This is a genomic window from Delftia lacustris (genome assembly GCF_040267515.1).
Taxonomy (GTDB): domain Bacteria; phylum Pseudomonadota; class Gammaproteobacteria; order Burkholderiales; family Burkholderiaceae_C; genus Comamonas; species Comamonas tsuruhatensis.
Genome location: NZ_CP141274.1, coordinates 6,520,424 through 6,541,593, shown reverse-complemented (window position 1 = coordinate 6,541,593; position 21,170 = coordinate 6,520,424). Strand labels below are relative to the sequence as shown.

28 protein-coding genes and 1 tRNA gene are annotated in these 21,170 nt (G+C 63.2%); 27 read left to right on the top strand and 2 right to left on the bottom strand.

The annotated features are described in order from the left end of the window. Positions 1-73: 73 nt before the first annotated feature. Positions 74-838 (bottom strand): DeoR/GlpR family DNA-binding transcription regulator, encoded by a 765-nt coding sequence (locus tag U6958_RS31355; protein WP_016452008.1) that lies wholly within the window; start codon positions 836-838, stop codon positions 74-76. Positions 839-1,114: 276 nt separating this feature from the next. Between U6958_RS31355 and U6958_RS31350 the strand changes: the two genes are divergently transcribed. From U6958_RS31350 to U6958_RS31225, 26 genes are all read left to right on the top strand, one after another. Next, complete coding sequence (locus tag U6958_RS31350) at positions 1,115-2,194, top strand: ABC transporter ATP-binding protein (protein WP_074920801.1); 1,080 nt, start codon at positions 1,115-1,117, stop codon at positions 2,192-2,194. 1 nt (position 2,195) lies between these two features. Next, on the top strand, positions 2,196-3,278 hold the full coding sequence (locus tag U6958_RS31345; RefSeq protein ID WP_016452006.1) for an ABC transporter ATP-binding protein: 1,083 nt from the start codon (positions 2,196-2,198) through the stop codon (positions 3,276-3,278). Next, positions 3,275-4,168, top strand: a complete 894-nt coding sequence (locus U6958_RS31340; RefSeq protein WP_034363482.1) for a carbohydrate ABC transporter permease — start codon at positions 3,275-3,277, stop codon at positions 4,166-4,168. Before U6958_RS31345 ends, U6958_RS31340 begins: the two co-directional genes overlap by 4 nt. Positions 4,169-4,243: 75 nt before the next feature. Beyond that, on the top strand, positions 4,244-5,059 hold the full coding sequence (locus U6958_RS31335; RefSeq protein ID WP_013804448.1) for a carbohydrate ABC transporter permease: 816 nt from the start codon (positions 4,244-4,246) through the stop codon (positions 5,057-5,059). A 160-nt stretch (positions 5,060-5,219) separates the two neighbouring features. Further along, positions 5,220-5,528, top strand: a complete 309-nt coding sequence (locus tag U6958_RS31330; RefSeq protein ID WP_016449169.1) for a DUF2160 domain-containing protein — start codon at positions 5,220-5,222, stop codon at positions 5,526-5,528. Positions 5,529-5,628: 100 nt separating this feature from the next. Next, positions 5,629-7,362, top strand: a complete 1,734-nt coding sequence (locus U6958_RS31325; RefSeq protein WP_074920799.1) for an ABC transporter substrate-binding protein — start codon at positions 5,629-5,631, stop codon at positions 7,360-7,362. 344 nt (positions 7,363-7,706) lie between these two features. Then, positions 7,707-9,296, top strand: a complete 1,590-nt coding sequence (locus U6958_RS31320; protein ID WP_016449171.1) for a glycerol-3-phosphate dehydrogenase/oxidase — start codon at positions 7,707-7,709, stop codon at positions 9,294-9,296. A 520-nt stretch (positions 9,297-9,816) separates the two neighbouring features. Further along, a complete protein-coding gene (locus tag U6958_RS31315) occupies positions 9,817-9,978 on the top strand; it encodes a hypothetical protein (RefSeq protein ID WP_016449172.1) in 162 nt (53 codons plus the stop codon). After that, complete coding sequence (rplN, locus tag U6958_RS31310) at positions 9,975-10,343, top strand: 50S ribosomal protein L14 (RefSeq protein ID WP_016449173.1); 369 nt, start codon at positions 9,975-9,977, stop codon at positions 10,341-10,343. The genes U6958_RS31315 and rplN overlap by 4 nt, the downstream gene beginning before the upstream one ends. Before the next feature lie 10 nt (positions 10,344-10,353). After that, the gene (gene rplX, locus U6958_RS31305; protein ID WP_016449174.1) at positions 10,354-10,674 is read left to right on the top strand and encodes a 50S ribosomal protein L24; all 321 of its coding nucleotides are present in this window, start codon (positions 10,354-10,356) and stop codon (positions 10,672-10,674) included. 10 nt (positions 10,675-10,684) lie between these two features. Further along, positions 10,685-11,224, top strand: a complete 540-nt coding sequence (gene rplE, locus U6958_RS31300) for a 50S ribosomal protein L5 (protein ID WP_016449175.1) — start codon at positions 10,685-10,687, stop codon at positions 11,222-11,224. Between the two features lie 8 nt (positions 11,225-11,232). Further along, a complete protein-coding gene (gene rpsN, locus U6958_RS31295) occupies positions 11,233-11,538 on the top strand; it encodes a 30S ribosomal protein S14 (protein ID WP_012202967.1) in 306 nt (101 codons plus the stop codon). A 20-nt stretch (positions 11,539-11,558) separates the two neighbouring features. After that, entirely contained in the window at positions 11,559-11,954 is a 396-nt protein-coding gene (rpsH, locus tag U6958_RS31290; protein ID WP_016449176.1) for a 30S ribosomal protein S8, read from the top strand. A gap of 24 nt (positions 11,955-11,978) precedes the next feature. Further along, on the top strand, positions 11,979-12,512 hold the full coding sequence (rplF, locus tag U6958_RS31285) for a 50S ribosomal protein L6 (RefSeq protein WP_016449177.1): 534 nt from the start codon (positions 11,979-11,981) through the stop codon (positions 12,510-12,512). A gap of 11 nt (positions 12,513-12,523) precedes the next feature. Next, positions 12,524-12,889 carry a 50S ribosomal protein L18 gene (gene rplR / locus U6958_RS31280; protein ID WP_012202970.1) on the top strand — a complete coding sequence of 122 codons (366 nt, stop codon included), beginning with the start codon at positions 12,524-12,526 and terminating at the stop codon, positions 12,887-12,889. Positions 12,890-12,904: 15 nt separating this feature from the next. Next, positions 12,905-13,426, top strand: coding sequence for a 30S ribosomal protein S5 (gene rpsE / locus U6958_RS31275; protein WP_016449178.1), 522 nt, complete (start codon positions 12,905-12,907; stop codon positions 13,424-13,426). Between the two features lie 14 nt (positions 13,427-13,440). Then, positions 13,441-13,623 carry a 50S ribosomal protein L30 gene (rpmD, locus tag U6958_RS31270; protein WP_012202972.1) on the top strand — a complete coding sequence of 61 codons (183 nt, stop codon included), beginning with the start codon at positions 13,441-13,443 and terminating at the stop codon, positions 13,621-13,623. Positions 13,624-13,634: 11 nt separating this feature from the next. Further along, positions 13,635-14,066 carry a 50S ribosomal protein L15 gene (gene rplO, locus U6958_RS31265; RefSeq protein WP_016449179.1) on the top strand — a complete coding sequence of 144 codons (432 nt, stop codon included), beginning with the start codon at positions 13,635-13,637 and terminating at the stop codon, positions 14,064-14,066. A gap of 24 nt (positions 14,067-14,090) precedes the next feature. Then, the gene (secY, locus tag U6958_RS31260; RefSeq protein ID WP_012202974.1) at positions 14,091-15,410 is read left to right on the top strand and encodes a preprotein translocase subunit SecY; all 1,320 of its coding nucleotides are present in this window, start codon (positions 14,091-14,093) and stop codon (positions 15,408-15,410) included. Positions 15,411-15,542: 132 nt separating this feature from the next. After that, on the top strand, positions 15,543-15,656 hold the full coding sequence (gene rpmJ, locus U6958_RS31255) for a 50S ribosomal protein L36 (protein WP_003050535.1): 114 nt from the start codon (positions 15,543-15,545) through the stop codon (positions 15,654-15,656). 22 nt (positions 15,657-15,678) lie between these two features. After that, positions 15,679-16,044, top strand: coding sequence for a 30S ribosomal protein S13 (gene rpsM / locus U6958_RS31250; RefSeq protein WP_012202975.1), 366 nt, complete (start codon positions 15,679-15,681; stop codon positions 16,042-16,044). Between the two features lie 18 nt (positions 16,045-16,062). Further along, the gene (rpsK, locus tag U6958_RS31245) at positions 16,063-16,467 is read left to right on the top strand and encodes a 30S ribosomal protein S11 (RefSeq protein WP_012202976.1); all 405 of its coding nucleotides are present in this window, start codon (positions 16,063-16,065) and stop codon (positions 16,465-16,467) included. A 90-nt stretch (positions 16,468-16,557) separates the two neighbouring features. Then, a complete protein-coding gene (gene rpsD / locus U6958_RS31240; RefSeq protein WP_012202977.1) occupies positions 16,558-17,181 on the top strand; it encodes a 30S ribosomal protein S4 in 624 nt (207 codons plus the stop codon). 112 nt (positions 17,182-17,293) lie between these two features. Beyond that, the gene (locus U6958_RS31235) at positions 17,294-18,292 is read left to right on the top strand and encodes a DNA-directed RNA polymerase subunit alpha (protein ID WP_012202978.1); all 999 of its coding nucleotides are present in this window, start codon (positions 17,294-17,296) and stop codon (positions 18,290-18,292) included. Between the two features lie 186 nt (positions 18,293-18,478). Beyond that, positions 18,479-18,871 (top strand): 50S ribosomal protein L17, encoded by a 393-nt coding sequence (gene rplQ / locus U6958_RS31230; protein WP_012202979.1) that lies wholly within the window; start codon positions 18,479-18,481, stop codon positions 18,869-18,871. A gap of 21 nt (positions 18,872-18,892) precedes the next feature. Next, positions 18,893-18,969, top strand: a tRNA-Met gene (locus U6958_RS31225). An 82-nt stretch (positions 18,970-19,051) separates the two neighbouring features. Here the strand turns inward: U6958_RS31225 and U6958_RS31220 are convergent. Further along, positions 19,052-19,369, bottom strand: coding sequence for a hypothetical protein (locus tag U6958_RS31220; protein WP_016449180.1), 318 nt, complete (start codon positions 19,367-19,369; stop codon positions 19,052-19,054). 294 nt (positions 19,370-19,663) lie between these two features. Here U6958_RS31220 and U6958_RS31215 point away from each other — a divergent pair, with 294 nt between their 5' ends. Further along, a complete protein-coding gene (locus U6958_RS31215; protein ID WP_016449181.1) occupies positions 19,664-21,169 on the top strand; it encodes a DASS family sodium-coupled anion symporter in 1,506 nt (501 codons plus the stop codon). Position 21,170: the final 1 nt, after the last annotated feature.

The following is a 21,170-nucleotide window of genomic DNA, read 5'->3' as shown; positions in this document are numbered from 1 at the left end:
GGTGCGGTATCCAGGAAAAGCAGGGCCGGTGCGCGTGTCCTGTGCGGGCGGTGGCGCAGCGGCTGCGGAAAACTTATTGCGCCACCACGCATTGCACCTCGGCTTCGCGAAGCAGTGCGTCGAAGGGCGCAGGGGGCGCGGTATCGGTGAACAGGCGGTCGATCTGGTCCAGGCGTGCCAGCTCCACCATGGCCTGGCGGTGGAACTTGCTGTGGTCGGCGGCCAGCCAGACCTCGCGCGACTGGGCAATGATGGTCTGGGCCACCTTGACCTCGCGCATGTCGAAGTCGCGCAGGCTGCCATCGGGCTCGATGGCCGAGATGCCGATCAGGGCGATGTCCACCTTGAACTGGCGTATGAAGTCCACGGCCGCCTCGCCCACGATGCCCCGGTCGCGCGTGCGCACCACGCCGCCGGCCACGATGACTTCGCAGTCCGCGTTGGAGCTGAGGATGGCCGCCACGTTGAGGTTGTTGGTGATCACGCGCAGGCCCCGGTGCTTGAGCAGGGCCTGGGCCACGGCCTCGGTGGTGGTGCCGATGTTCAGGATCAGCGAGCAGCCGTTGGGAATGGCCTCGGCCACGGCGCGCGCAATGCGCGACTTGCCTTCGGCATGCAGCACCTGGCGCTGGGGGTGGCCCAGGTTCTCGACCGTGGCGCTGGGCACGCGCACGCCGCCGTGAAAGCGCACCATCAGCCCGGCATCTGCCAGCTTCTGAATGTCGCGGCGCACGGTCTGAAGCGTCACGCCCAGGATCTCGGCCAGCTGCTCCACCGTGGTGGACTGGCGGCTGCGGACTTCGTCCAGCAGCTGTAGTTGGCGGGGGTTGGTGTTCACGGCAAATCCATCGGAGGGGCGATCGGGGGGCGGGTGGATGGTCGGGCAGTCAATCGGGCCGGGCGACGGGTTTATAGCGCATTTGACGCGGCCAGCCGTGGGCTGGGGAACTTTAAAACGAAGAAAAAGGAACAGCACCTAGGGTATGTGTTGATGGGCTGCGATCCGGAAAGAACAAAAATGAAGACGTTCGGGCCTTCAAACGCGCTTTGGAGGCCCGCCTTTCTCCTTGTTCAAATGCTGCCCCGGTGGCGGCCTCGTCAAAAGAGGGCAGTCGTGGAACTGGTGTTGGAGAGAATCAGCAAGCGTGTGGGCGGCCAGACCTGGCTGCACCCCATGCACCTGGAACTGGAAAGCCGCGCGGTGACCGTGCTGCTGGGCGCCACGCAGGCCGGCAAGACCAGCCTGATGCGCATCATGGCCGGCCTGGACGTGCCCACCGAAGGCCGGGTGCGCGTCGATGGCGTCGATGTGACCGGCATGCCCGTGCGCGAGCGCAATGTGGCCATGGTCTACCAGCAGTTCATCAACTATCCCTCGCTCACGGTGGCGGACAACATCGCCTCGCCGCTGAAGCTGCGCGGCGATCGCGACGTGGCGCAGCGCGTGCGCGCCCTGGCCGAGCGGCTGCACATCGAGATGTTCCTGGACCGCTATCCGGCCGAGCTGTCGGGTGGCCAGCAGCAGCGCGTGGCCCTGGCGAGGGCGCTGGCCAAGGGCGCTCCGCTGATGCTGCTGGACGAGCCGCTGGTCAACCTCGACTACAAGCTGCGCGAGGAACTGCGCGAGGAGCTGACCCAGCTGTTCGCCACCGGCAGCTCCACCGTGGTCTACGCCACCACCGAGCCCGGCGAGGCCCTGCTGCTGGGCGGCCACACGGCCGTGCTGCACGAGGGGGAGCTGCTGCAGTACGGCCCCACGGCGGAGGTGTTCCACCGACCCAATTCGCTGCGCGTGGCGCGGGCCTTCAGCGATCCGCCCATGAACCTGGTGCCCGCGCAGGCCGTGGACACCGGGTTGGAGCTGCCCGGCGGCGCGCGGCTGCCCATGGCGCTGCCGGTGGACCTGGCCGCTGCCGGCACCCTGACCCTGGGCCTGCGCGCCAGCGCGCTGCGCCTGCAGGCCCGGCCCGGGGATGTGGCGCTGCAAGGCGTGGTGGAACTGGCCGAGATCTCGGGGTCGGACACTTTCGTGCATGCCACCACGCCCTGGGGCGAGCTGGTGGCCCAGGTCACGGGCGTGCACCACCTGGACCTGGGCAGCGCGGTCACGCTGCACCTGGACCCGGCCCATGCCTATGTGTTCGGCACGGACGGCGCGCTGCTGCTGGCGCCGGCGCGGCCCGGGGGACGATGAGATGGCCCGCATAGAACTCGATCTGGCCCACTCCTACAAGCCGAACCCGCAGCAGGACAGCGACTATGCGCTGCTGCCGCTGAGCATGGTCTTCGAGGACGGCGGCGCCTATGCGCTGCTCGGCCCCTCGGGCTGCGGCAAGACCACCATGCTCAACATCATGTCGGGCCTGCTGGTCCCCTCGCAGGGCAAGGTGCTGTTCGACGGCCGCGACATGACGCGCGCCACGCCCCAGGAACGCAACATTGCCCAGGTGTTCCAGTTCCCGGTGATCTACGACACCATGACCGTGGCCGAGAACCTGGCCTTTCCGCTGAAGAACCGCCGCATGCCTGCCGACCGCATCCGCGCCCGCGTGGGCCAGATCGCCGAGATGCTGGAGATGAGCGGCCAGCTCGACCAGCGCGCGGCGGGCCTGTCGGCCGACGCCAAGCAGAAGATCTCGCTGGGCCGGGGCCTGGTGCGGCCCGATGTCTCGGCCGTGCTGTTCGACGAGCCGCTCACGGTGATCGACCCCCAGCTCAAGTGGCAGCTGCGCCGCAAGCTCAAGCAGATCCACCACGAGCTGCGGCTCACGCTGATCTATGTGACGCACGACCAGGTGGAGGCCTTGACCTTTGCCGACCAGGTGGTGGTCATGACGCGTGGCCGTGCCGTGCAGGTGGGCACGCCGGCCCAGCTCTTCGAGCGGCCAAGCCATGCCTTCGTCGGCCACTTCATCGGCTCGCCGGGCATGAACTTCGTGCCGCTGCAGCAGGACGGCGGCCGGCTGCTGGCCGAGGGCCAGTACCTGTCCCTGCCCGCCGCACTGGCCAGCGTGGCGCCCGGCCTGCCCCTGAGCCTGGGCATACGCCCCGAGTACCTGACACTGGCCTCGGCCGACGCGCCCGGCGCCGTGGCCTGCACGGTGGAGCGCGTGCAGGACGTGGGCACGCACCAGCTGCTGGTGGCGCGCCTGGGCGAGCGGCTTCTCAAGCTGCGCTGCGGCGCCGACGCCTTCCTGCCCGCCGCAGGGCAGACCGTCTGGGTGCAATTGCAGGGCCCCCACACCTGCTACTACGTCAACGAGGAGCTGCAGGCATGAGCCAGACCATCAAGCCCGTCAACCAGAAGGCCTGGCTGCTGATCCTGCCGGTCATCATCTGCGTGGCCTTCTCGGCCATCATCCCGCTGATGACGGTGGTGAACTACTCGGTGCAGGACATCATCAGTCCCGACCGGCGCGTGTTCGTGGGCACGGAATGGTTTGCCCAGGTCATGCGCGACGAGGAACTGCACTCGGCCCTGCTGCGCCAGATCGGCTTTTCGCTGGCCGTGCTGCTGGTGGAGATCCCGCTGGGCATCGCCCTGGCCCTGTCCATGCCGGCCCAGGGCTGGAAGGCCTCGGCGGTGCTGGTCGTGGTCTCGCTGTCGCTGCTGATTCCGTGGAACGTGGTCGGCACCATCTGGCAGATCTACGGCCGCGCCGACATCGGCCTGCTGGGCGCGGCGCTCAACGCGCTGGGCGTGGACTACAACTACACGGGCAATGCCACCCATGCCTGGCTTACCGTGCTGGTCATGGATGTCTGGCACTGGACGCCGCTGGTGGCCCTGCTGTGCTACGCGGGCCTGCGCTCCATTCCCGACGCCTACTACCAGGCCGCGCGCATCGACGGCGCCAGCAAGTTCGCGGTGTTCCGCTACATCCAGCTGCCCAAGATGCGCGGCGTGCTGATGATCGCCGTGCTGCTGCGCTTCATGGACAGCTTCATGATCTATACCGAGCCCTTCGTGCTCACGGGCGGCGGGCCCGGCAATGCGACCACCTTCCTGTCGCAGTACCTGACGCAAAAGGCCGTGGGCCAGTTCGACCTCGGGCCGGCGGCGGCCTTCTCGCTGATCTATTTCCTCATCATCCTGCTGCTGTGCTTCATCCTCTACAACTGGATGCAGCGCGTGGGCACGGCAGACAAGGAAGGGGCAAGAGAATGACCCCCACGCTCCCTTCGTTCACTGCCCCCCGAGGGGGCTCGGCCTGCCTTGGGGTGGCCCTGCGGGAGGCCGGACATGACTGAAGACCGCCGTTTCCACAAGCGCACGCTGTTCCTCGTCGCCTACCTGCTGTTCGCCGTGCTGCCCATCTACTGGATGGTCAACATGAGCTTCAAGACCAACGAGGAGATCCTGTCGAGCTTCTCGCTGTGGCCCCAGCATTTCACCTGGGCCAACTACCAAACCATCTTCACCGACGCCTCCTGGTACTCGGGCTACATCAACAGCCTGATCTACGTGGCCATCAACACCGTGATCTCGCTGACGGTGGCGCTGCCGGCGGCCTATGCGTTCTCGCGCTACCAGTTCCTGGGCGACAAGCATGTGTTCTTCTGGCTGCTGACCAACCGCATGACGCCGCCGGCCGTCTTCCTGCTGCCCTTCTTCCAGCTCTACACCACGGTGGGCCTGATGGACACGCACATCGCCGTGGCCCTGGCCCACCTGCTGTTCAACGTGCCGCTGGCCGTCTGGATCCTGGAGGGTTTCATGAGCGGCATTCCGCGCGAGATCGACGAGACGGCCTATATCGACGGCTACTCCTTCCCGCGCTTTTTCCTCACCATCTTCCTGCCGCTGATCAAGGCCGGCGTGGGCGTGGCGGCCTTCTTCTGCTTCATGTTCAGCTGGGTGGAACTGCTGCTGGCGCGCACGCTGACCAGCGTGAACGCCAAGCCCATCGTGGCGACCATGACGCGCACCGTCTCGGCCTCGGGCATGGACTGGGCGACGCTGGCGGCGGCCGGCGTGCTGACCATCGTGCCGGGCGCCATCGTGATCTGGTTCGTGCGGCACTACATCGCCAAGGGGTTCGCCATGGGGAGGGTGTGAGGCACCCCCTGAGTCGCTTGCGCGCCTTCCCCCTCTCTGCCCGCTTCGCGGGGGAGGGGGACGACAGCCTCGCGGCGGGGCGGCCCTTGCTTGCTGTCCCTCGCTTGGGGTCGCGCCAGTTTCGACGGGCAGTGGTTTTTGTTTCTGAAAGGACTCGTCAATGTTTTCCTGGATGGCCTGGACGCTGCCGGTGGCGGTGTTCTTCAGTTGCATCGTGCTGATGCTGGTGGGCATGACGCTGTGGGAGTTGCGCAGCCCGACCGTGATGCGCAAGGGCTGGCTGCCGATGGCGACGACGCGCGGGGACCGGCTGTTCATCGGGCTGCTGCTGGCGGCCTATGTCAATCTGGCCTGGGTGGGGCTGGGCGAGAAGATGGCGCAGTGGTTCTCGCTGGAGGCCGAGCCTTCGGTGTGGATCAGTTTCGTGCTGTCCATGCTCGTGCTGGCCGTCGTGATGCGCAAAGGCTGATCACTTCATTCCATTTATCGACAGCCGGGTCCGAAGCTCCCCCGGGGCCCGCTGGTGCATGTGCATGTCGGGGAGACAGCAAGAATCTAGGAGACGGCAGATGAAACAACGACTTCACACCATCGCCCTCGCGGCGGCCCTGCTGGCGGCGGGGCAGGCGGCCTGGGCCGGAGAGGCGGAAGCCAAGAAGTGGATCGACGCGGAGTTCCAGCCCAGCACGCTGTCCAAGGACCAGCAGATGGCCGAGATGAAGTGGTTCATCGAGGCGGCCAAGAAGCTGCAGGCCAAGGGCGTCAAGGAGATCGCCGTGGTCTCCGAGACCATCACCACGCACGAGTACGAGAGCAAGACGCTGGCCAAGGCCTTCACCGAGATCACGGGCATCACCGTCAAGCACGACCTGATCCAGGAAGGCGACGTGGTCGAGAAGCTGCAGACCTCGATGCAGTCGGGCAAGTCCATCTATGACGGCTGGATCTCCGACTCCGACCTGATCGGCACGCACTACCGCTACGGCCGCATCATGAGCCTGACCGACTACATGGCCGGCGCCGGAAAGGACTTCACCAATCCTGGCCTGGACATCAAGGACTTCATCGGCACCAGCTTCACCACCGCGCCCGACGGCAAGCTCTACCAGCTGCCCGACCAGCAGTTCGCCAACCTCTACTGGTTCCGCGCCGACCTCTTCGAGCGCAAGGACCTCAAGGACAAGTTCAAGGCCAAGTACGGCTACGAGCTGGGCGTGCCGCTGAACTGGAGCGCCTACGAGGACATCGCCGAGTTCTTCACCAACGACGTCAAGCAGATCGACGGCAAGCCTGTCTACGGCCACATGGACTACGGCAAGAAGGACCCCTCGCTGGGCTGGCGCTTCACCGATGCCTGGCTGTCCATGGCCGGCGCGGCCGACAAGGGCATTCCCAACGGCATGCCCGTCGATGAATGGGGCATCCGCGTGGCCGACGACAAGTGCACGCCCGTGGGCGCCTCGGTCTCGCGCGGGGGCGCCACCAACTCGCCGGCCGCCGTGTTCGCGCTCACCAAGTACGTGGACTGGATGAAGAAGTACGCGCCCAAGGAAGCCATGGGCATGACCTTCGGCGAGTCCGGCCCCGTGCCGGCCCAGGGCCATATCGCGCAGCAGATCTTCTGGTACACCGCCTTCACGGCCGACATGACCAAGCCCGGCCTGCCCGTGGTCAATGCCGACGGCACGCCCAAATGGCGCATGGCGCCCGGCCCCAACGGGCCGTACTGGAAGGACGGCATGCAAAACGGCTACCAGGACGTGGGCAGCTGGACCTTCTTCAAGGACCATGACGCCAACCGCACGGCCGCCGCCTGGCTCTACGCGCAGTTCGTCACCGCCAAGACCACCAGCCTCAAGAAGACCATCGTCGGCCTGACGCCCATCCGCGAAAGCGACATCCGCTCCAAGGCCATGACCGACATGGCGCCCAAGCTCGGCGGCCTGGTCGAGTTCTACCGCAGCCCCGCCCGCGTGGCCTGGACGCCCACCGGCAACAACGTGCCCGACTATCCCAAGCTGGCCCAGCTGTGGTGGAAGAACGTGGCCCAGGCCGTCACCGGCGAGAAGACGCCCCAGGGCGCCATGGACAACCTGGCCGAGGAAATGGACCAGGTCATGGCCCGCCTGCAGCGCGCAGGCATGGCGCACTGCGCGCCCAAGCTCAACCCCAAGGGCGACCCGTCCAAGTGGCTCAGCGACAAGCAGGCGCCGTGGAAGAAGCTGGCCAATGAAAAGCCCAAGGGCGAGACGATTGCGTATGACACGCTGCTCAATGCCTGGAAAAACGGCAAGGTGCGTTAGCACCCCCTGAGGCGCTTGCGCGCCTTCCCCCTCTCTACTTGCTTCGCAAGGGAGGGGGACGACGCCCTCGCCGCGAGGCGGCTCTTGCTCGGCGTCCCTGAGTTGGGCCGTGTCGGCTTTGGACAACATGCCCTGTGCTGGTCTCCCGGCCTATCGCCAAATTCGTTGACTGCAAAAAACACGAAACGAAAGATAGCGAAGAAAAAAATACAAAAACGAGCGAAAATAGCGGAAAACCCGATTCCGTCCCCTTCGCATTGGGCGCAGGCGTGGCGTCCCGGGTGCTGACATGGCGGCTACATGGCGCCCTGTTAACTTGCCCCACATTCCTTCGTCGAAGATCCATGTCCCTCGCTGCTTCCCCTCTGCCCACCGGCCGCGCCGCCCTGCTGGAACGCCTGGCCCAGCCTGAAACCTACGATCTGGCCATCATCGGCGGCGGTGCCACCGGCCTGGGCGTGGCCCTGGACGCGGCGGCGCGCGGGTTCAAGGTCGTGCTGGTGGAGTCGCATGACTTCGCCAAGGGCACGTCCTCGCGTGCCACCAAGCTGGTCCATGGTGGCGTGCGCTACCTGGCGCAGGGCAACATCGCCCTGGTGCGCGAAGCGCTGCATGAGCGCACCACGCTGCTGCACAACGCGCCCCACCTGGCGCAGCCGCTGGCCTTCGTCATGCCGTCCTACAAGCTGCTGGACACGCCGTTCTATGGCATCGGCCTCAAGATGTATGACGCGCTGGCCGGCAAGGCAGGCCTGGGCGCCACGGAATTCCTCTCGCGCTCCAGCACCGTGAAGTGCCTGCCCACCGTGCGGCAGCAGGGCCTCAAGGGCGGCGTCAAATACTGGGACGGCCAGTTCGACGATGCCCGCCTGGCGCTGGCGCTGGCCCGCACGGCCGCTGCCAAGGGCGCGCTGCTGGTCAACTACTGCCCCGCACGTGAACTGCTGCACGAAGGCGGCAAGGTCGCCGGCCTGATCTGCGAAGACTCGGAATCCGGCCAGCGCTTCACGCTGCGCGCCAAGTGCGTGGTCAACGCCACCGGCCCCTGGGTGGACCTGTTTCGCCAGCAGGACGCCGAGGCCCAGGGCCGTCCCGTCAAGCCCATGGTCGCGCCCAGCCAGGGCGTGCACGTGGTCGTGGACCGCGACTTCCTGCCCAGCGACCATGCCCTGCTCGTGCCCAAGACGGCCGATGGCCGCGTGCTCTTTGCCGTGCCCTGGCTGGGCAAGGTCATCCTGGGCACCACCGACACGCCGCGCAACGACCTGGCGCGCGAACCCCTGCCTTTCCCCGAAGAACTGGACTTCATCCTCACCGAGGCAGGCCGCTACCTCACGCGCCAGCCCACGCTGGCCGACGTGCGCAGCATGTGGGTGGGCCTGCGCCCGCTGGTCAAGCCCCAGGACGACGATGGCGAAAACACCAAGAAGATCAGCCGCGAGCACACCGTCATGTCCAGCCGCACCGGCCTGGTGACCGTCACGGGCGGCAAGTGGACCACCTACCGCGCCATGGCCGAAGACGTGCTCTCCGAATGCTTTGCCATCGGCCGCCTGCCGCACCGCCCCGGTGGTGTCACGGCCCGCCTGCCGCTGGCCGGCGCCCCGGCCGAGTCCGCCGTGCACCACCGCATGAACCAGATCCAGGGCCTGCATTCCTACGGCACGGAAGCCTCGGCGGTGCAGGCGTTGCCGGGCAACGACGAATGGCTGGCCGACGGCCTGAACGAAGCCATGGTGCGCTTTGCCGCGCGCTTCGAATACGCGCGCACCGTGGAAGACGTGCTGGCGCGCCGCAGCCGCCTGCTGTTCCTCGATGCGCGCAAGGCCGCCGAAGTGGCCCCGCGCGTGGCGGCCATCCTCCAGGAGGAGCTGGGACACGACGCCGGCCTGGCGGACTTCATGCCGCTGGCGGCGCAGTACCTGCCTGCCTGATCCTGTCCATCTCCATGCACAACGCCCTGCAACGCAGGGCGTTGTGCTTTCTGCGTAAGACGCTTGCGCCACGCATGATTGTCAAAATTGATGAATATATGTACTCGATTGGTTTTATGAATGAGAATGCGGTTCATGGCGCCCAGCTTCAGTGCCAGTGAACAGCAGCCAGCACAAGGCTGACGAGGGAGGGAAGCAAAAAGAAAGCGCTTGAAAGTGCGTTTTCCGCAGGGCAAGGGCCGCGCCCAAGCCCGACGCGGTGGCCCCAAAGCCGCTGCGCGGTCTGTGCCGTCGTCGGCGCGGTCCGTCCGCAGCCAACAATTGCGTTGAGTCTGCCACCCTTTGCCGAGCCCGCGTGGCTCGGCTTTTTTATGGGCGTCTCCGGTGGCATGGGCCGATCGGGAGGCCCGGGCGGCCCCTCGGTTGCCGGCGCCCTTGTGGGCGTTGCGCAACGCTGCCGGGCAGGGGCGGGAAAAGTCGCTAAGGGTTTGACGCGCAAAGGAATTTCTGGGACAATCCCATGCTTCACGTGAAAATCGTGAAGTTATCTGCCCAGTGGAAGCGCCGAGAAATGGTTTTCGGCGTGGACGACGGGCCCAAGACTGACTGGCTGCTCGCGGCCCTTGAGAAGACTCTGGGGCTGTCGGGTGTTTGCTGGAGCAAGTTGGGAATATTGAAATGATCCAAACAGAATCTCGGTTAGAGGTTGCCGACAACACCGGCGCGAAGTCTGTTCAGTGCATCAAGGTGCTGGGCGGTTCTCATCGTCGCTATGCGAGTGTTGGTGACATCATCAAGGTGAGCATCAAGGAAGCTGCACCGCGTGGACGCGTCAAAAAAGGCGAGGTCTACAGCGCGGTCGTGGTGCGCACGGCGAAGGGTATTCGCCGCGCTGATGGCTCGCTCGTCAAGTTCGACGGCAATGCCGCCGTGCTGCTGAACGCCAAGCTGGAGCCTATCGGCACCCGCATCTTTGGCCCCGTGACTCGTGAACTGCGCAACGAAAAGTTCATGAAGATCGTGTCCCTGGCACCTGAAGTTCTCTAAAGGAAGCACCATGAACAAGATTCGCAAGGGCGACCAAGTCATCGTGCTGACCGGCCGTGACAAGGGCAAGCAAGGCGTGGTCTCGGCTCGCAAGGACGACTCCCACCTGCTGATCGACGGCATCAACCTGGTGAAGAAGCACGTCAAGCCGAACCCCATGAAGGGCACCACCGGCGGCATCGTGGAAAAGGCCATGCCTATCCACCAATCCAACGTGGCCATCTTCAATGCAGCGACCGGCAAGGCCGATCGCGTGGGCATCAAGGTGCAAGCCGACGGCACGCGCGTTCGCGTGTTCAAGTCCAACGGCGCCGAAATCAAGGCGGCCTAAGGGGTAACACATGGCACGACTGCAAAAACTGTATCGCGAAAAGATCGCGGCTGAACTGAAGGAAAAGTTCGGCTACACCTCCACCATGGAAGTGCCCCGCCTGACCAAGATCACCCTGAACATGGGTGTGAGCGAAGCCGTGGCCGACAAGAAGGTGATGGACAACGCCGTGGCCGACCTGACCAAGATTGCTGGTCAGAAGCCCGTGGTGACCAAGGCCAAGAAGGCTATCGCCGGCTTCAAGATCCGCGAAGGCCAGGCCATCGGCTGCATGGTGACCCTGCGTGGCGTTCAGATGTATGAATTCCTGGATCGTTTCGTCACCGTGGCTCTGCCCCGCGTGCGTGACTTCCGTGGTATCTCCGGCCGTTCGTTCGACGGTCGCGGCAACTACAACGTCGGCGTCAAGGAACAGATCATCTTCCCCGAAATCGAGTACGACAAGGTGGACGCTCTGCGTGGTCTGAACATCAGCATCACGACTACGGCAAAGACCGACGACGAGTGCAAGGCACTGCTCGCCGCTTTCCGTTTCCCCTTCAAGAACTGAGGTGGCGCATGGCTAAAGTTGCATTGATTCAGCGCGAACTCAAGCGCGAAAAGCTGGCGGCCAAGTACGCTGCCAAGTACGCAGAACTGAAGGCAATCGCCGCTGACGCAAAGCGCAGCGACGAAGAGCGCGACGCCGCTCGCCTGGGCCTGCAGAAGCTGCCCCGTAACGCGAACCCCACTCGCCAGCGCAACCGCTGCGAGATCACGGGTCGTCCCCGTGGCACCTTCCGTCAATTCGGTCTGGGCCGCGCCAAGATCCGTGAACTGGCCTTCGCTGGCGACATCCCCGGTGTCACCAAGGCCAGCTGGTAAGCAAGCAGGAGAGATTAAACATGAGCATGAGTGATCCCATCGCTGACTTGCTGACCCGCATCCGCAATGCACAAATGGTCTCCAAGACCACCGTGACGGCTCCTTCCTCCAAGGTCAAGGTTGCCATCGCCCAGGTGCTGAAGGATGAAGGCTACATCGACGGCTTCCAAGTGAAGACCGACGCTGGCAAGTCCGAACTCGAAATTACCCTGAAGTACTACGCCGGCCGTCCGGTGATCGAGCGCATCGAGCGCGTGAGCCGTCCCGGCCTGCGCGTGTACAAGGGCCGCGACGCAATCCCCCAGGTCATGAACGGTCTGGGCGTGGCCATCGTCACCACTCCCAAGGGCGTGATGACGGATCGCAAGGCACGCGCCACCGGCGTGGGCGGCGAAGTGCTGTGCTACGTGGCCTAACGGACATTAAGGAGAAATACTGAAATGTCTCGCGTAGCAAAGACTCCCGTGGCCATCCCCGCAGGCGTGGATGTGTCCATCAAGGCTGACCAGATCAATGTGAAGGGCACCGGCGGCACGCTGTCGCTGGCCCAGAACGTTCTGGTGAAGATCTCCAACAACGAAGGCAAGCTGTCTTTCGAGCCCGTCAACGACTCGCGCGAAGCCAACGCCATGAGCGGCACCATGCGTCAGCTGGTGAACAACATGGTGGTGGGCGTGAGCAAGGGCTTCGAGAAGAAGCTGTCGCTGGTCGGCGTGGGCTTCAAGGCTTCGGCCTCTGGCGCCAAGCTGAACCTCGCGATCGGCTATTCGCACCCGGTGAACTTCGAAATGCCGGCCGGCATCACTGTTGCCACCCCCACGCCCACGGAAATCGTGGTCAAGGGTGCTGACCGCCAGGCCGTTGGCCAACTGGCTGCTGAGATCCGTGCCGTTCGTCCTCCCGAGCCCTACAAGGGCAAGGGCATCCGTTACTCGGATGAGAAGGTCGTGATCAAAGAGACCAAGAAGAAGTAAGGAGCTGCATTATGTTGACCAAGAAAGAGCAGCGTCTCCGTCGTGCCCGCCAGACCCGCATCCGCATTGCACAGCAAGGCGTGGCACGTCTGAGCGTGAACCGTACGAACCTCCACATCTACGCAAGCGTGGTGTCGGAAGACGGCACCAAGGTGCTGGCTTCGGCCTCGACTGCCGAAGCCGAAGTGCGCACCCAACTGGGCGCCATCGGCAAGGGTGGCAACGTGGCTGCCGCTACGCTGATCGGCAAGCGCATTGCCGAGAAGGCCAAGGCTGCAGGCGTGGAGAAAGTGGCTTTCGATCGCGCTGGTTTCGCATACCACGGCCGCGTGAAGGCTTTGGCAGAAGCCGCTCGTGAAGCCGGCCTGCAGTTCTAAGCGGAGCGGATAGAAATGGCAAAGTTTTCTCCCAAGGTGCAAGACGAAGGTCGTGACGACGGTCTGCGCGAAAAAATGATCGCGGTGAACCGCGTCACCAAGGTTGTGAAGGGCGGTCGTATCCTCGGCTTCGCTGCACTGACCGTGGTTGGCGACGGTGATGGCCGTGTTGGCATGGGCAAGGGCAAGTCCAAGGAAGTGCCTGCAGCCGTGCAAAAGGCGATGGAAGAATCCCGTCGCAACATGATCAAGGTGTCCCTGAAGAACGGCTCGATCCATCACACCGTGATGGGTCAGCATGGCGCAGCATCCGTGATGCTGAACCCCGCTCCCAAGGGTACCGGCATCATCGCCGGCGGCCCGATGCGCGCCGTCTTCGAAGTGCTGGGCATCACCGACATCGTGGCCAAGAGCCATGGCTCGTCGAATCCCTACAACATGGTCCGCGCGACTTTTGACGCTCTGAAGAACTCCACGACCCCTTCGGAAGTGGCAGCCAAGCGCGGCAAGTCGGTTGAAGACATCTTCACCGCCTGATCGGAGTCAATCACATGACAACGCAACAAACCGTGAAGGTGCAACTGGTGCGCAGCCCCATTGGCACCAAGGAATCGCACCGCGCCACCGTCCGTGGCCTGGGCCTGCGCAAGCTGAATAGCATCAGCGAACTGCAGGACACGCCTGCTGTGCGCGGCATGATCAACAAGATCAGCTATCTGGTCAAAGTCCTCTGAAAGGATTGATGATGGAACTCAATAGCATCAAGCCTGCAGCAGGTGCCAAGCATGCCAAGCGCCGTGTCGGCCGCGGCATCGGCTCCGGCCTGGGCAAGACTGCCGGCCGTGGTCACAAGGGCCAGAAGTCGCGTTCGGGTGGCTACCACAAGGTGGGCTTCGAAGGCGGTCAAATGCCTCTGCAGCGCCGTCTGCCCAAGCGTGGCTTCAAGTCGCATCTGCTGAAGTTCAACGCAGAAGTGACCCTGTCCGCTCTGGAACAGCTGGGCCTGGCCGAAGTCGATCTGGCAGCTCTGAAGCAAGCCGGTCTGGTTGGTGAAATCGCAAAGGTGGTCAAGATCATCAAGAGCGGTGAAATCAGCAAGGCTGTCAAGCTCAACGGCATCGGCGCTACCGCCGGCGCCAAGGCTGCCATCGAAGCTGCCGGCGGCAGCATCGCCTGATTAATGATCTGAAAGAAGACATCCGTGGCTACTAGCGCAGCTCAAATTGCAAAAACCGGAAAATTCGGCGATCTTCGCCGCCGTCTGGTTTTTCTGTTGCTCGCGCTGGTCGTTTACCGCATCGGGGCTCATATCCCCGTGCCGGGCATCGATCCAGCGCAGCTGCAGCAGCTGTTCAATGGCCAGCAGGGCGGCATTCTCAATCTGTTCAACATGTTCTCGGGTGGGGCGCTGTCGCGCTTCACGGTGTTCGCACTGGGGATCATGCCGTACATCTCGGCATCGATCATCATGCAGCTCATGACCTACGTGGTCCCTACATTCGAGCAGCTGAAAAAGGAAGGTGAATCGGGTCGTCGCAAGATCACCCAGTACACCCGCTATGGCACTCTGGGCCTGGCGATTTTTCAGTCCCTGGGAATTGCCGTGGCTCTGGAAAGCTCCGCAGGTCTGGTTCTGAGCCCCGGTTTCGGCTTCCGCCTCACGGCGGTGGTCAGCCTGACGGCCGGCACCATGTTCCTGATGTGGCTCGGTGAACAGATCACGGAACGTGGTCTGGGCAACGGCATCTCGATCCTCATCTTTGGAGGTATCGCCGCAGGTCTGCCGAGCTCCATCGGTGGTCTGCTGGAGCTGGTGCGCACCGGTGCCATGAGCATCCTGGCCGCGATCTTCATCGTTCTCGTGGTGGCAGCCGTGACGTACTTCGTCGTGTTTGTCGAGCGGGGACAGCGCAAGATCCTGGTGAACTATGCGCGTCGTCAGGTGGGTAACAAGGTGTATGGCGGTCAGTCTTCGCACTTGCCGCTGAAGCTGAACATGGCGGGGGTCATTCCTCCCATCTTCGCTTCCTCGATCATCTTGCTGCCGGCGACCGTTGTGAACTGGTTCAGTGCAGGGGAATCCATGCGCTGGCTGAAGGACATTGCTAGCACGCTGACCCCCGGTCAGCCGATCTATGTGATGCTCTACGCCACCGCCATCATCTTCTTCTGCTTCTTCTACACGGCCCTGGTGTTCAACAGCCGGGAAACCGCCGACAACCTGAAGAAGAGTGGTGCCTTCATCCCCGGGATCCGTCCCGGTGACCAGACGGCCCGCTACATTGACAAGATCCTGGTTCGCCTGACCCTGGCTGGTGCGGTGTACATCACATTCGTGTGCTTGTTGCCCGAGTTCCTGATCCTGAAGTACAACGTCCCGTTCTACTTCGGTGGTACATCACTGCTGATTATTGTGGTGGTGACCATGGACTTCATGGCCCAGGTGCAGAACTACATGATGTCGCAACAGTACGAATCGCTCCTCAAAAAGGCGAACTTCAAAGCGACACTTGGCAATTGAACTAAGTGATGGGCCTGGCCGGCGGTGCCGGCGGGTCCAGTAAGAGTTAGTAGACGCCCATTCGATCTATCCATCGCGGGCATGTTTCCCGGTCGATAGGCCGTAACGGATGTAGAGTTTTAGGAGAATGAAATGAGAGTTTCGGCTTCGGTCAAAAAAATCTGCCGTAACTGCAAGATCATCCGCCGCAAGGGTGTGGTGCGAGTGATCTGCACGGACCAGCGCCACAAGCAGCGCCAGGGTTGATAGGAAAGTTTGAGGACGAATAATGGCACGTATCGCTGGCATTAACATCCCGCCGCATCAGCACGCTGAAATCGGCCTGACCGCTATCTATGGGATCGGTCGCACCACTGCACGCAAGATCTGCGAAGCCGCTGGCATCGCATATTCCAAGAAAATCAAGGAACTGACTGACGGCGATCTGGAAAAGATCCGCGATCAGCTGACTTCCCTGACGCTGGAAGGTGATCTGCGTCGCGAAACAACGATGAACATCAAGCGTTTGATGGACATCGGTTGCTATCGCGGTTTCCGTCATCGTCGTGGCCTGCCCATGCGTGGTCAGCGTACCCGCACGAATGCACGTACCCGCAAGGGTCCGCGCAAGGGTGCCGCGGCTTTGAAGAAATAAAGAGATTGAAAGATCACTATGGCTAAGTCTCCCGCAAACAACGCTGCACAGCGCGTTCGCAAGAAAGTCCGTAAGAACATTTCGGACGGCATTGCCCACGTGCACGCTTCGTTCAACAACACGATCATCACCATCACCGACCGCCAAGGCAACGCTCTGTCGTGGGCCTCCTCGGGTGGCCAGGGCTTCAAGGGTTCGCGCAAGTCGACGCCCTTCGCTGCCCAGGTGGCTTCGGAAGTGGCTGGTCGTGCTGCCATCGAACAGGGCATCAAGAACCTGGACGTCGAAATCAAGGGTCCCGGTCCCGGCCGTGAATCCTCGGTTCGCGCCCTGGGCGCCCTGGGCATCCGCATCACTTCCATCGCGGACGTGACGCCGGTTCCCCACAACGGCTGCCGCCCTCAAAAGCGCCGTCGTATCTAAGCTTTTTCACCAAGCCCACCGCCGCCCAGATGTGTAACATCGCGGGCGGCTCCCGTGCTTGTGCACGGCAGATGACACAAAGGAAATCAAGTGGCACGCTATATCGGCCCCAAGGCCAAACTCTCCCGCCGTGAAGGCACTGACCTGTTCCTGAAGAGCGCACGTCGCTCGATCGCCGACAAGTCCAAGTTCGACACCAAGCCCGGTCAGCACGGCCGCACTTCCGGTCAGCGTACTTCCGACTTCGGCCTGCAGCTGCGTGAAAAGCAGAAGGTCAAGCGCATGTACGGCGTGCTGGAAAAGCAATTCCGCCGCTACTTCGAAGCCGCCGACAAGAAGAAGGGCAACACCGGTGCCAATCTGCTGTCGCTGCTGGAGTCGCGTCTGGACAACGTGGTGTACCGCATGGGCTTCGGCTCGACCCGCTCGGAAGCGCGTCAGCTGGTGTCGCACAAGGCCATCACGGTCAACGGCCAATCCGTCAACATCCCTTCCTACATGGTGAAGGTGGGTGACGTGGTCGCCGTGCGTGAAAAGTCCAAGAAGCAGGCCCGCATCGTCGAAGCCCTGCAACTGGCTGGTCAAGTCGGTTTCCCCGCATGGGTGGAAGTGTCGGCCGACAAGGCTGAAGGCACGTTCAAGAAGTCGCCTGACCGCGACGAGTTCGGTGCAGACATCAACGAATCCCTGATCGTTGAGTTGTACTCGCGTTAATTCCGCGCAGCGACATTTCTGTAAAACCGTCCCCCAGCCGCGAGGCATCGCGCTGGGGTGCTTCACCAGCCTTACCGGTGTAACGAGCCGGGGGTATTGAGAGGAAGTCTGCATGCAAACCAATTTGCTGAAGCCCAAGACGATCAATGTCGAGCAGCTTGGCCACAATCGCGCCAAAGTTGTTCTGGAGCCGTTTGAGCGTGGCTACGGCCATACGCTGGGCAATGCCCTGCGCCGTGTCCTGCTCTCGTCCATGGTGGGTTACGCAGCGACGGAAGTGACGATTGCTGGTGTGTTGCACGAGTACTCGTCCATTGACGGTGTCCAGGAAGATGTGGTCAACATCCTGCTGAACCTCAAGGGTGTGGTGTTCAAGCTGCACAACCGCGACGAGGTCACGCTCTCCCTGCGCAAGGATGGCGAAGGCGTCGTGACGGCGCGCGACATCCAAACGCCCCACGACGTGGAAATCATCAACCCTGATCATGTCATCGCCAACCTGTCGCAAGGCGGCAAGCTGGACATGCAGATCAAGGTCGAGAAGGGCCGCGGCTATGTGCCCGGCAACGTGCGCCGCTATGGCGACGAGTCCACGAAGTCGATCGGCCGCATTGTGCTGGACGCTTCGTTCTCGCCCGTCAAGCGCGTGAGCTACGCCGTCGAATCGGCCCGCGTTGAACAACGCACCGACCTCGACAAGCTGGTGGTGGAGATCGAAACCAATGGTGCGATCACTGCCGAGGACGCCGTGCGCGCATCCGCCAAGATCCTGGTGGAACAGCTCGCCGTGTTCGCTCAGCTGGACGGCGGCGATATCGCCAGCGTCTTCGATGCTCCGGCCGGTGGCCGTGGTGCCGCAACCGCCTTTGATCCCATCTTGCTGCGTCCCGTGGACGAGCTGGAACTCACCGTGCGTTCGGCCAACTGCCTCAAGGCAGAGAACATCTACTACATCGGCGACCTGATCCAGCGTACCGAAAACGAGCTGCTCAAGACCCCCAACCTGGGTCGCAAGTCGCTCAACGAGATCAAGGAAGTCCTGGCTTCCCGCGGTCTGACGCTGGGCATGAAGCTGGAGAACTGGCCGCCTGCTGGCCTGGAAAAGCGCTAAGCACTATAATTGCGGGCTCTCCTTTTTGGAGAGCCTCAGTGCCTCGGGCAGTACCTGATACGGCTGCCCGAATTAATCAACAACTTGCGCAAATTCGGTTGAGGCAAGCTGCAGATCCGGTAACGGGTCCAGGCTTGCATCCTTGTTTGCGCAAGCCCTAATTACATATTTTAGGAATAAAGCACCATGCGTCACGGTCACGGCCTCCGCAAACTCAATCGCACCTCTTCGCACCGCCTGGCGATGCTGAAGAACATGATGAATTCGCTCATCGAGCACGAAGCCATCAAGACCACCGTTCCCAAGGCCAAGGAACTGCGCCGCGTGATCGAGCCCATGATCACCCTGGCCAAGGTCGACACCGTTGCCAACCGCCGCCTGGCATTCGACCGCCTGCGCGACCGCGACAGCGTGACCAAGCTCTTCAACGAGCTGGGCCCCCGCTTCGCAAAGCGTCCTGGTGGCTACACCCGTATCCTGAAGATGGGCTTCCGCGTGGGCGACAACGCCCCCATGGCCTTCGTGGAACTGGTCGAGCGCGCTGAAGAAGGCGCCGCCGAAGCCAAGGCAGCTGAATAATCTGCTATAATTTTGGAATACCGCGCGATGGAGCAGTCTGGTAGCTCGTTGGGCTCATAACCCAAAGGTCGGAGGTTCAAATCCTTCTCGCGCAACCAAATTGAAAAGGGCTACGACAACTGTCGTAGCCCTTTTTTCATGCCCTCGCGCCAGGGCAAAGGCCAGGCAGACAGCCCGGCATCAGCCGCCCAGCTGGTTGCCGATGCGCTGGCCCAGCCGCAGGCGCACGCGGTGGGCGATTTCCTGGGCGGCATCGGGGCTGAGCACCTCGCTGATGTGCAGCAGCTCGGTGTAGTGCATGTACAAGAGGCCGCGCAGGGTCTTGAAAGCGGCCTCGTGGTCGCCGCCGCAGACGCTGGCGTCATCGGCCAGCACGCGCTCCACCACGCCGGCCTGCAGCAGCGGGATCTTGCAGATGACGGCGTGGCGGGCGATCTCCAGGTCGATCTCCTGGAGCCGGCATTCCCATTCCTCGGGCAAGAATCGGTTGGCTGGCATGTCGGCTTTTCTCCTTTTTTCACTGCATGGGTACACCGGGGCGAAAGGCACCCGGTCTGGGGATGCTGTCATGTGAGCGGGGCTCGGTGGCCTGGGTCGCCAGGTTTACTGGCCCGGCCTTGATGCCTGTCAAACTTCGGTGGCGCAGGCGCCCGCTGGAAGCCGGGCTCATGCTGCACTGCATCATGATGTCAGTCATGCGGCGCGGCCGCCAGTGCCCGTGCAGGCTGGTGGGCTTTTGCTCCCGGCAGGCCATGCTCTCTCGGCGCCGCTCCGGCAACGCAAAGGATCCACATGCTCGAGAAGATTGCCTCGCTGTTCCGCTACTTCAAGTCGGCCGTGCCGTTCCGGCTGGTGCCGGCGCTGATCGCCACCGCCGTGCTGTTCGGGCTGCTGCTGGTGCCCGTGCCCGAGGGGCTGACGCCCAAGGCCTGGCAGCTGGTGGCCATTTTCCTGACCACCATCGTGGCCATCATCCTCAAGGTCATGCCCATTGGCGTGATGGCCTTGATGGCCATCGTGATCGTCTCGCTGTCCCAGGTCACGTCAGGCTCGTCCAAGGGCGCAGTCACCGATGCGCTGAGCAGCTTTTCCAGCCCGCTGATATGGTTGATCGTGGTGGCCATCCTGATCTCGCGCGGCCTCAAGAAGACGGGGCTGGGCAACCGCATCGGACTGATGTTCATCGCGCTGCTGGGCAAGCGGACCATCGGCATCGGCTACGGCCTGGCGATCTGCGAGCTGGTGCTGGCACCGTTCACGCCCAGCAACACGGCGCGCGGCGGCGGTATCGTGCACCCCATCATGAAGTCCATCGCCAATGCCTTCGAGTCGGACCCGGCCAAGGGTACGCAGGGCAAGGTGGGCACCTATCTGGCCCTGGTCAACTACCACGCCAATCCCATCACCTCGGCCATGTTCCTGACCGCCACGGCGCCCAATCCGCTGGTGGTGGACTTCGTGGCCAAGGCCACGGGCCAGGCGCTGCACCTGAGCTGGACCACCTGGGCGCTGTACATGCTGCTGCCGGGCCTGCTGTGCCTGCTGCTGATGCCGCTGGTGATCTACCTGCTGTCGCCTCCCGAACTCAAGGCCACGCCCAATGCCGTGGAGTACGCGCGCAGCGAGATGGCACGCATGGGGCCGCTGTCGGGCAAGGAGCGCGTGATGCTGGGCACCTTCGGCCTGATGCTGCTGCTGTGGGCCAACGTGCCGCAGATGCTGTTCGGGCCTGCCTTCACGCTGGACCCGACGGTGGTCGCCTTCCTGGGCCTGTTCGTGCTGATCATCACGGGCACCATCGACTGGGATGACGTGCTGTCCGAGAAAAGCGCCTGGGACACGCTGGTGTGGTTCGGCGCCCTGGTCATGCTGGCCGAGCAGCTCAACAAGCTGGGCGTGGTGTCCTGGTTCGCGGTGGGCATGAAGAACGCCATCGTCGCCAGCGGTCTGGACTGGCTGCCGGTGGCGGCCATCCTGGTGGGCGTGTTCGTGTTCTCGCATTACCTGTTCGCCAGCACCACGGCCCACATCAGCGCCATGATGCTGGCCTTCCTGACCGTGGGCGCGCAGCTGATTCCTGCCGACTATGTCGTGCCCTTCATGCTGATGATGACGGCCGGCTCGGCCATCATGATGACGCTGACCCACTACGCCACCGGCACTTCGCCCATCATCTTCGGAAGCGGCTATGTCACGCTGGGCAACTGGTGGCGCGTGGGCGCGGCCATGTGCGTGATCGAGCTGCTGGTCTTTGCCGTGGTCGGCAGCGCCTGGTGGAAGCTGCTGGGCCTGTGGTGAG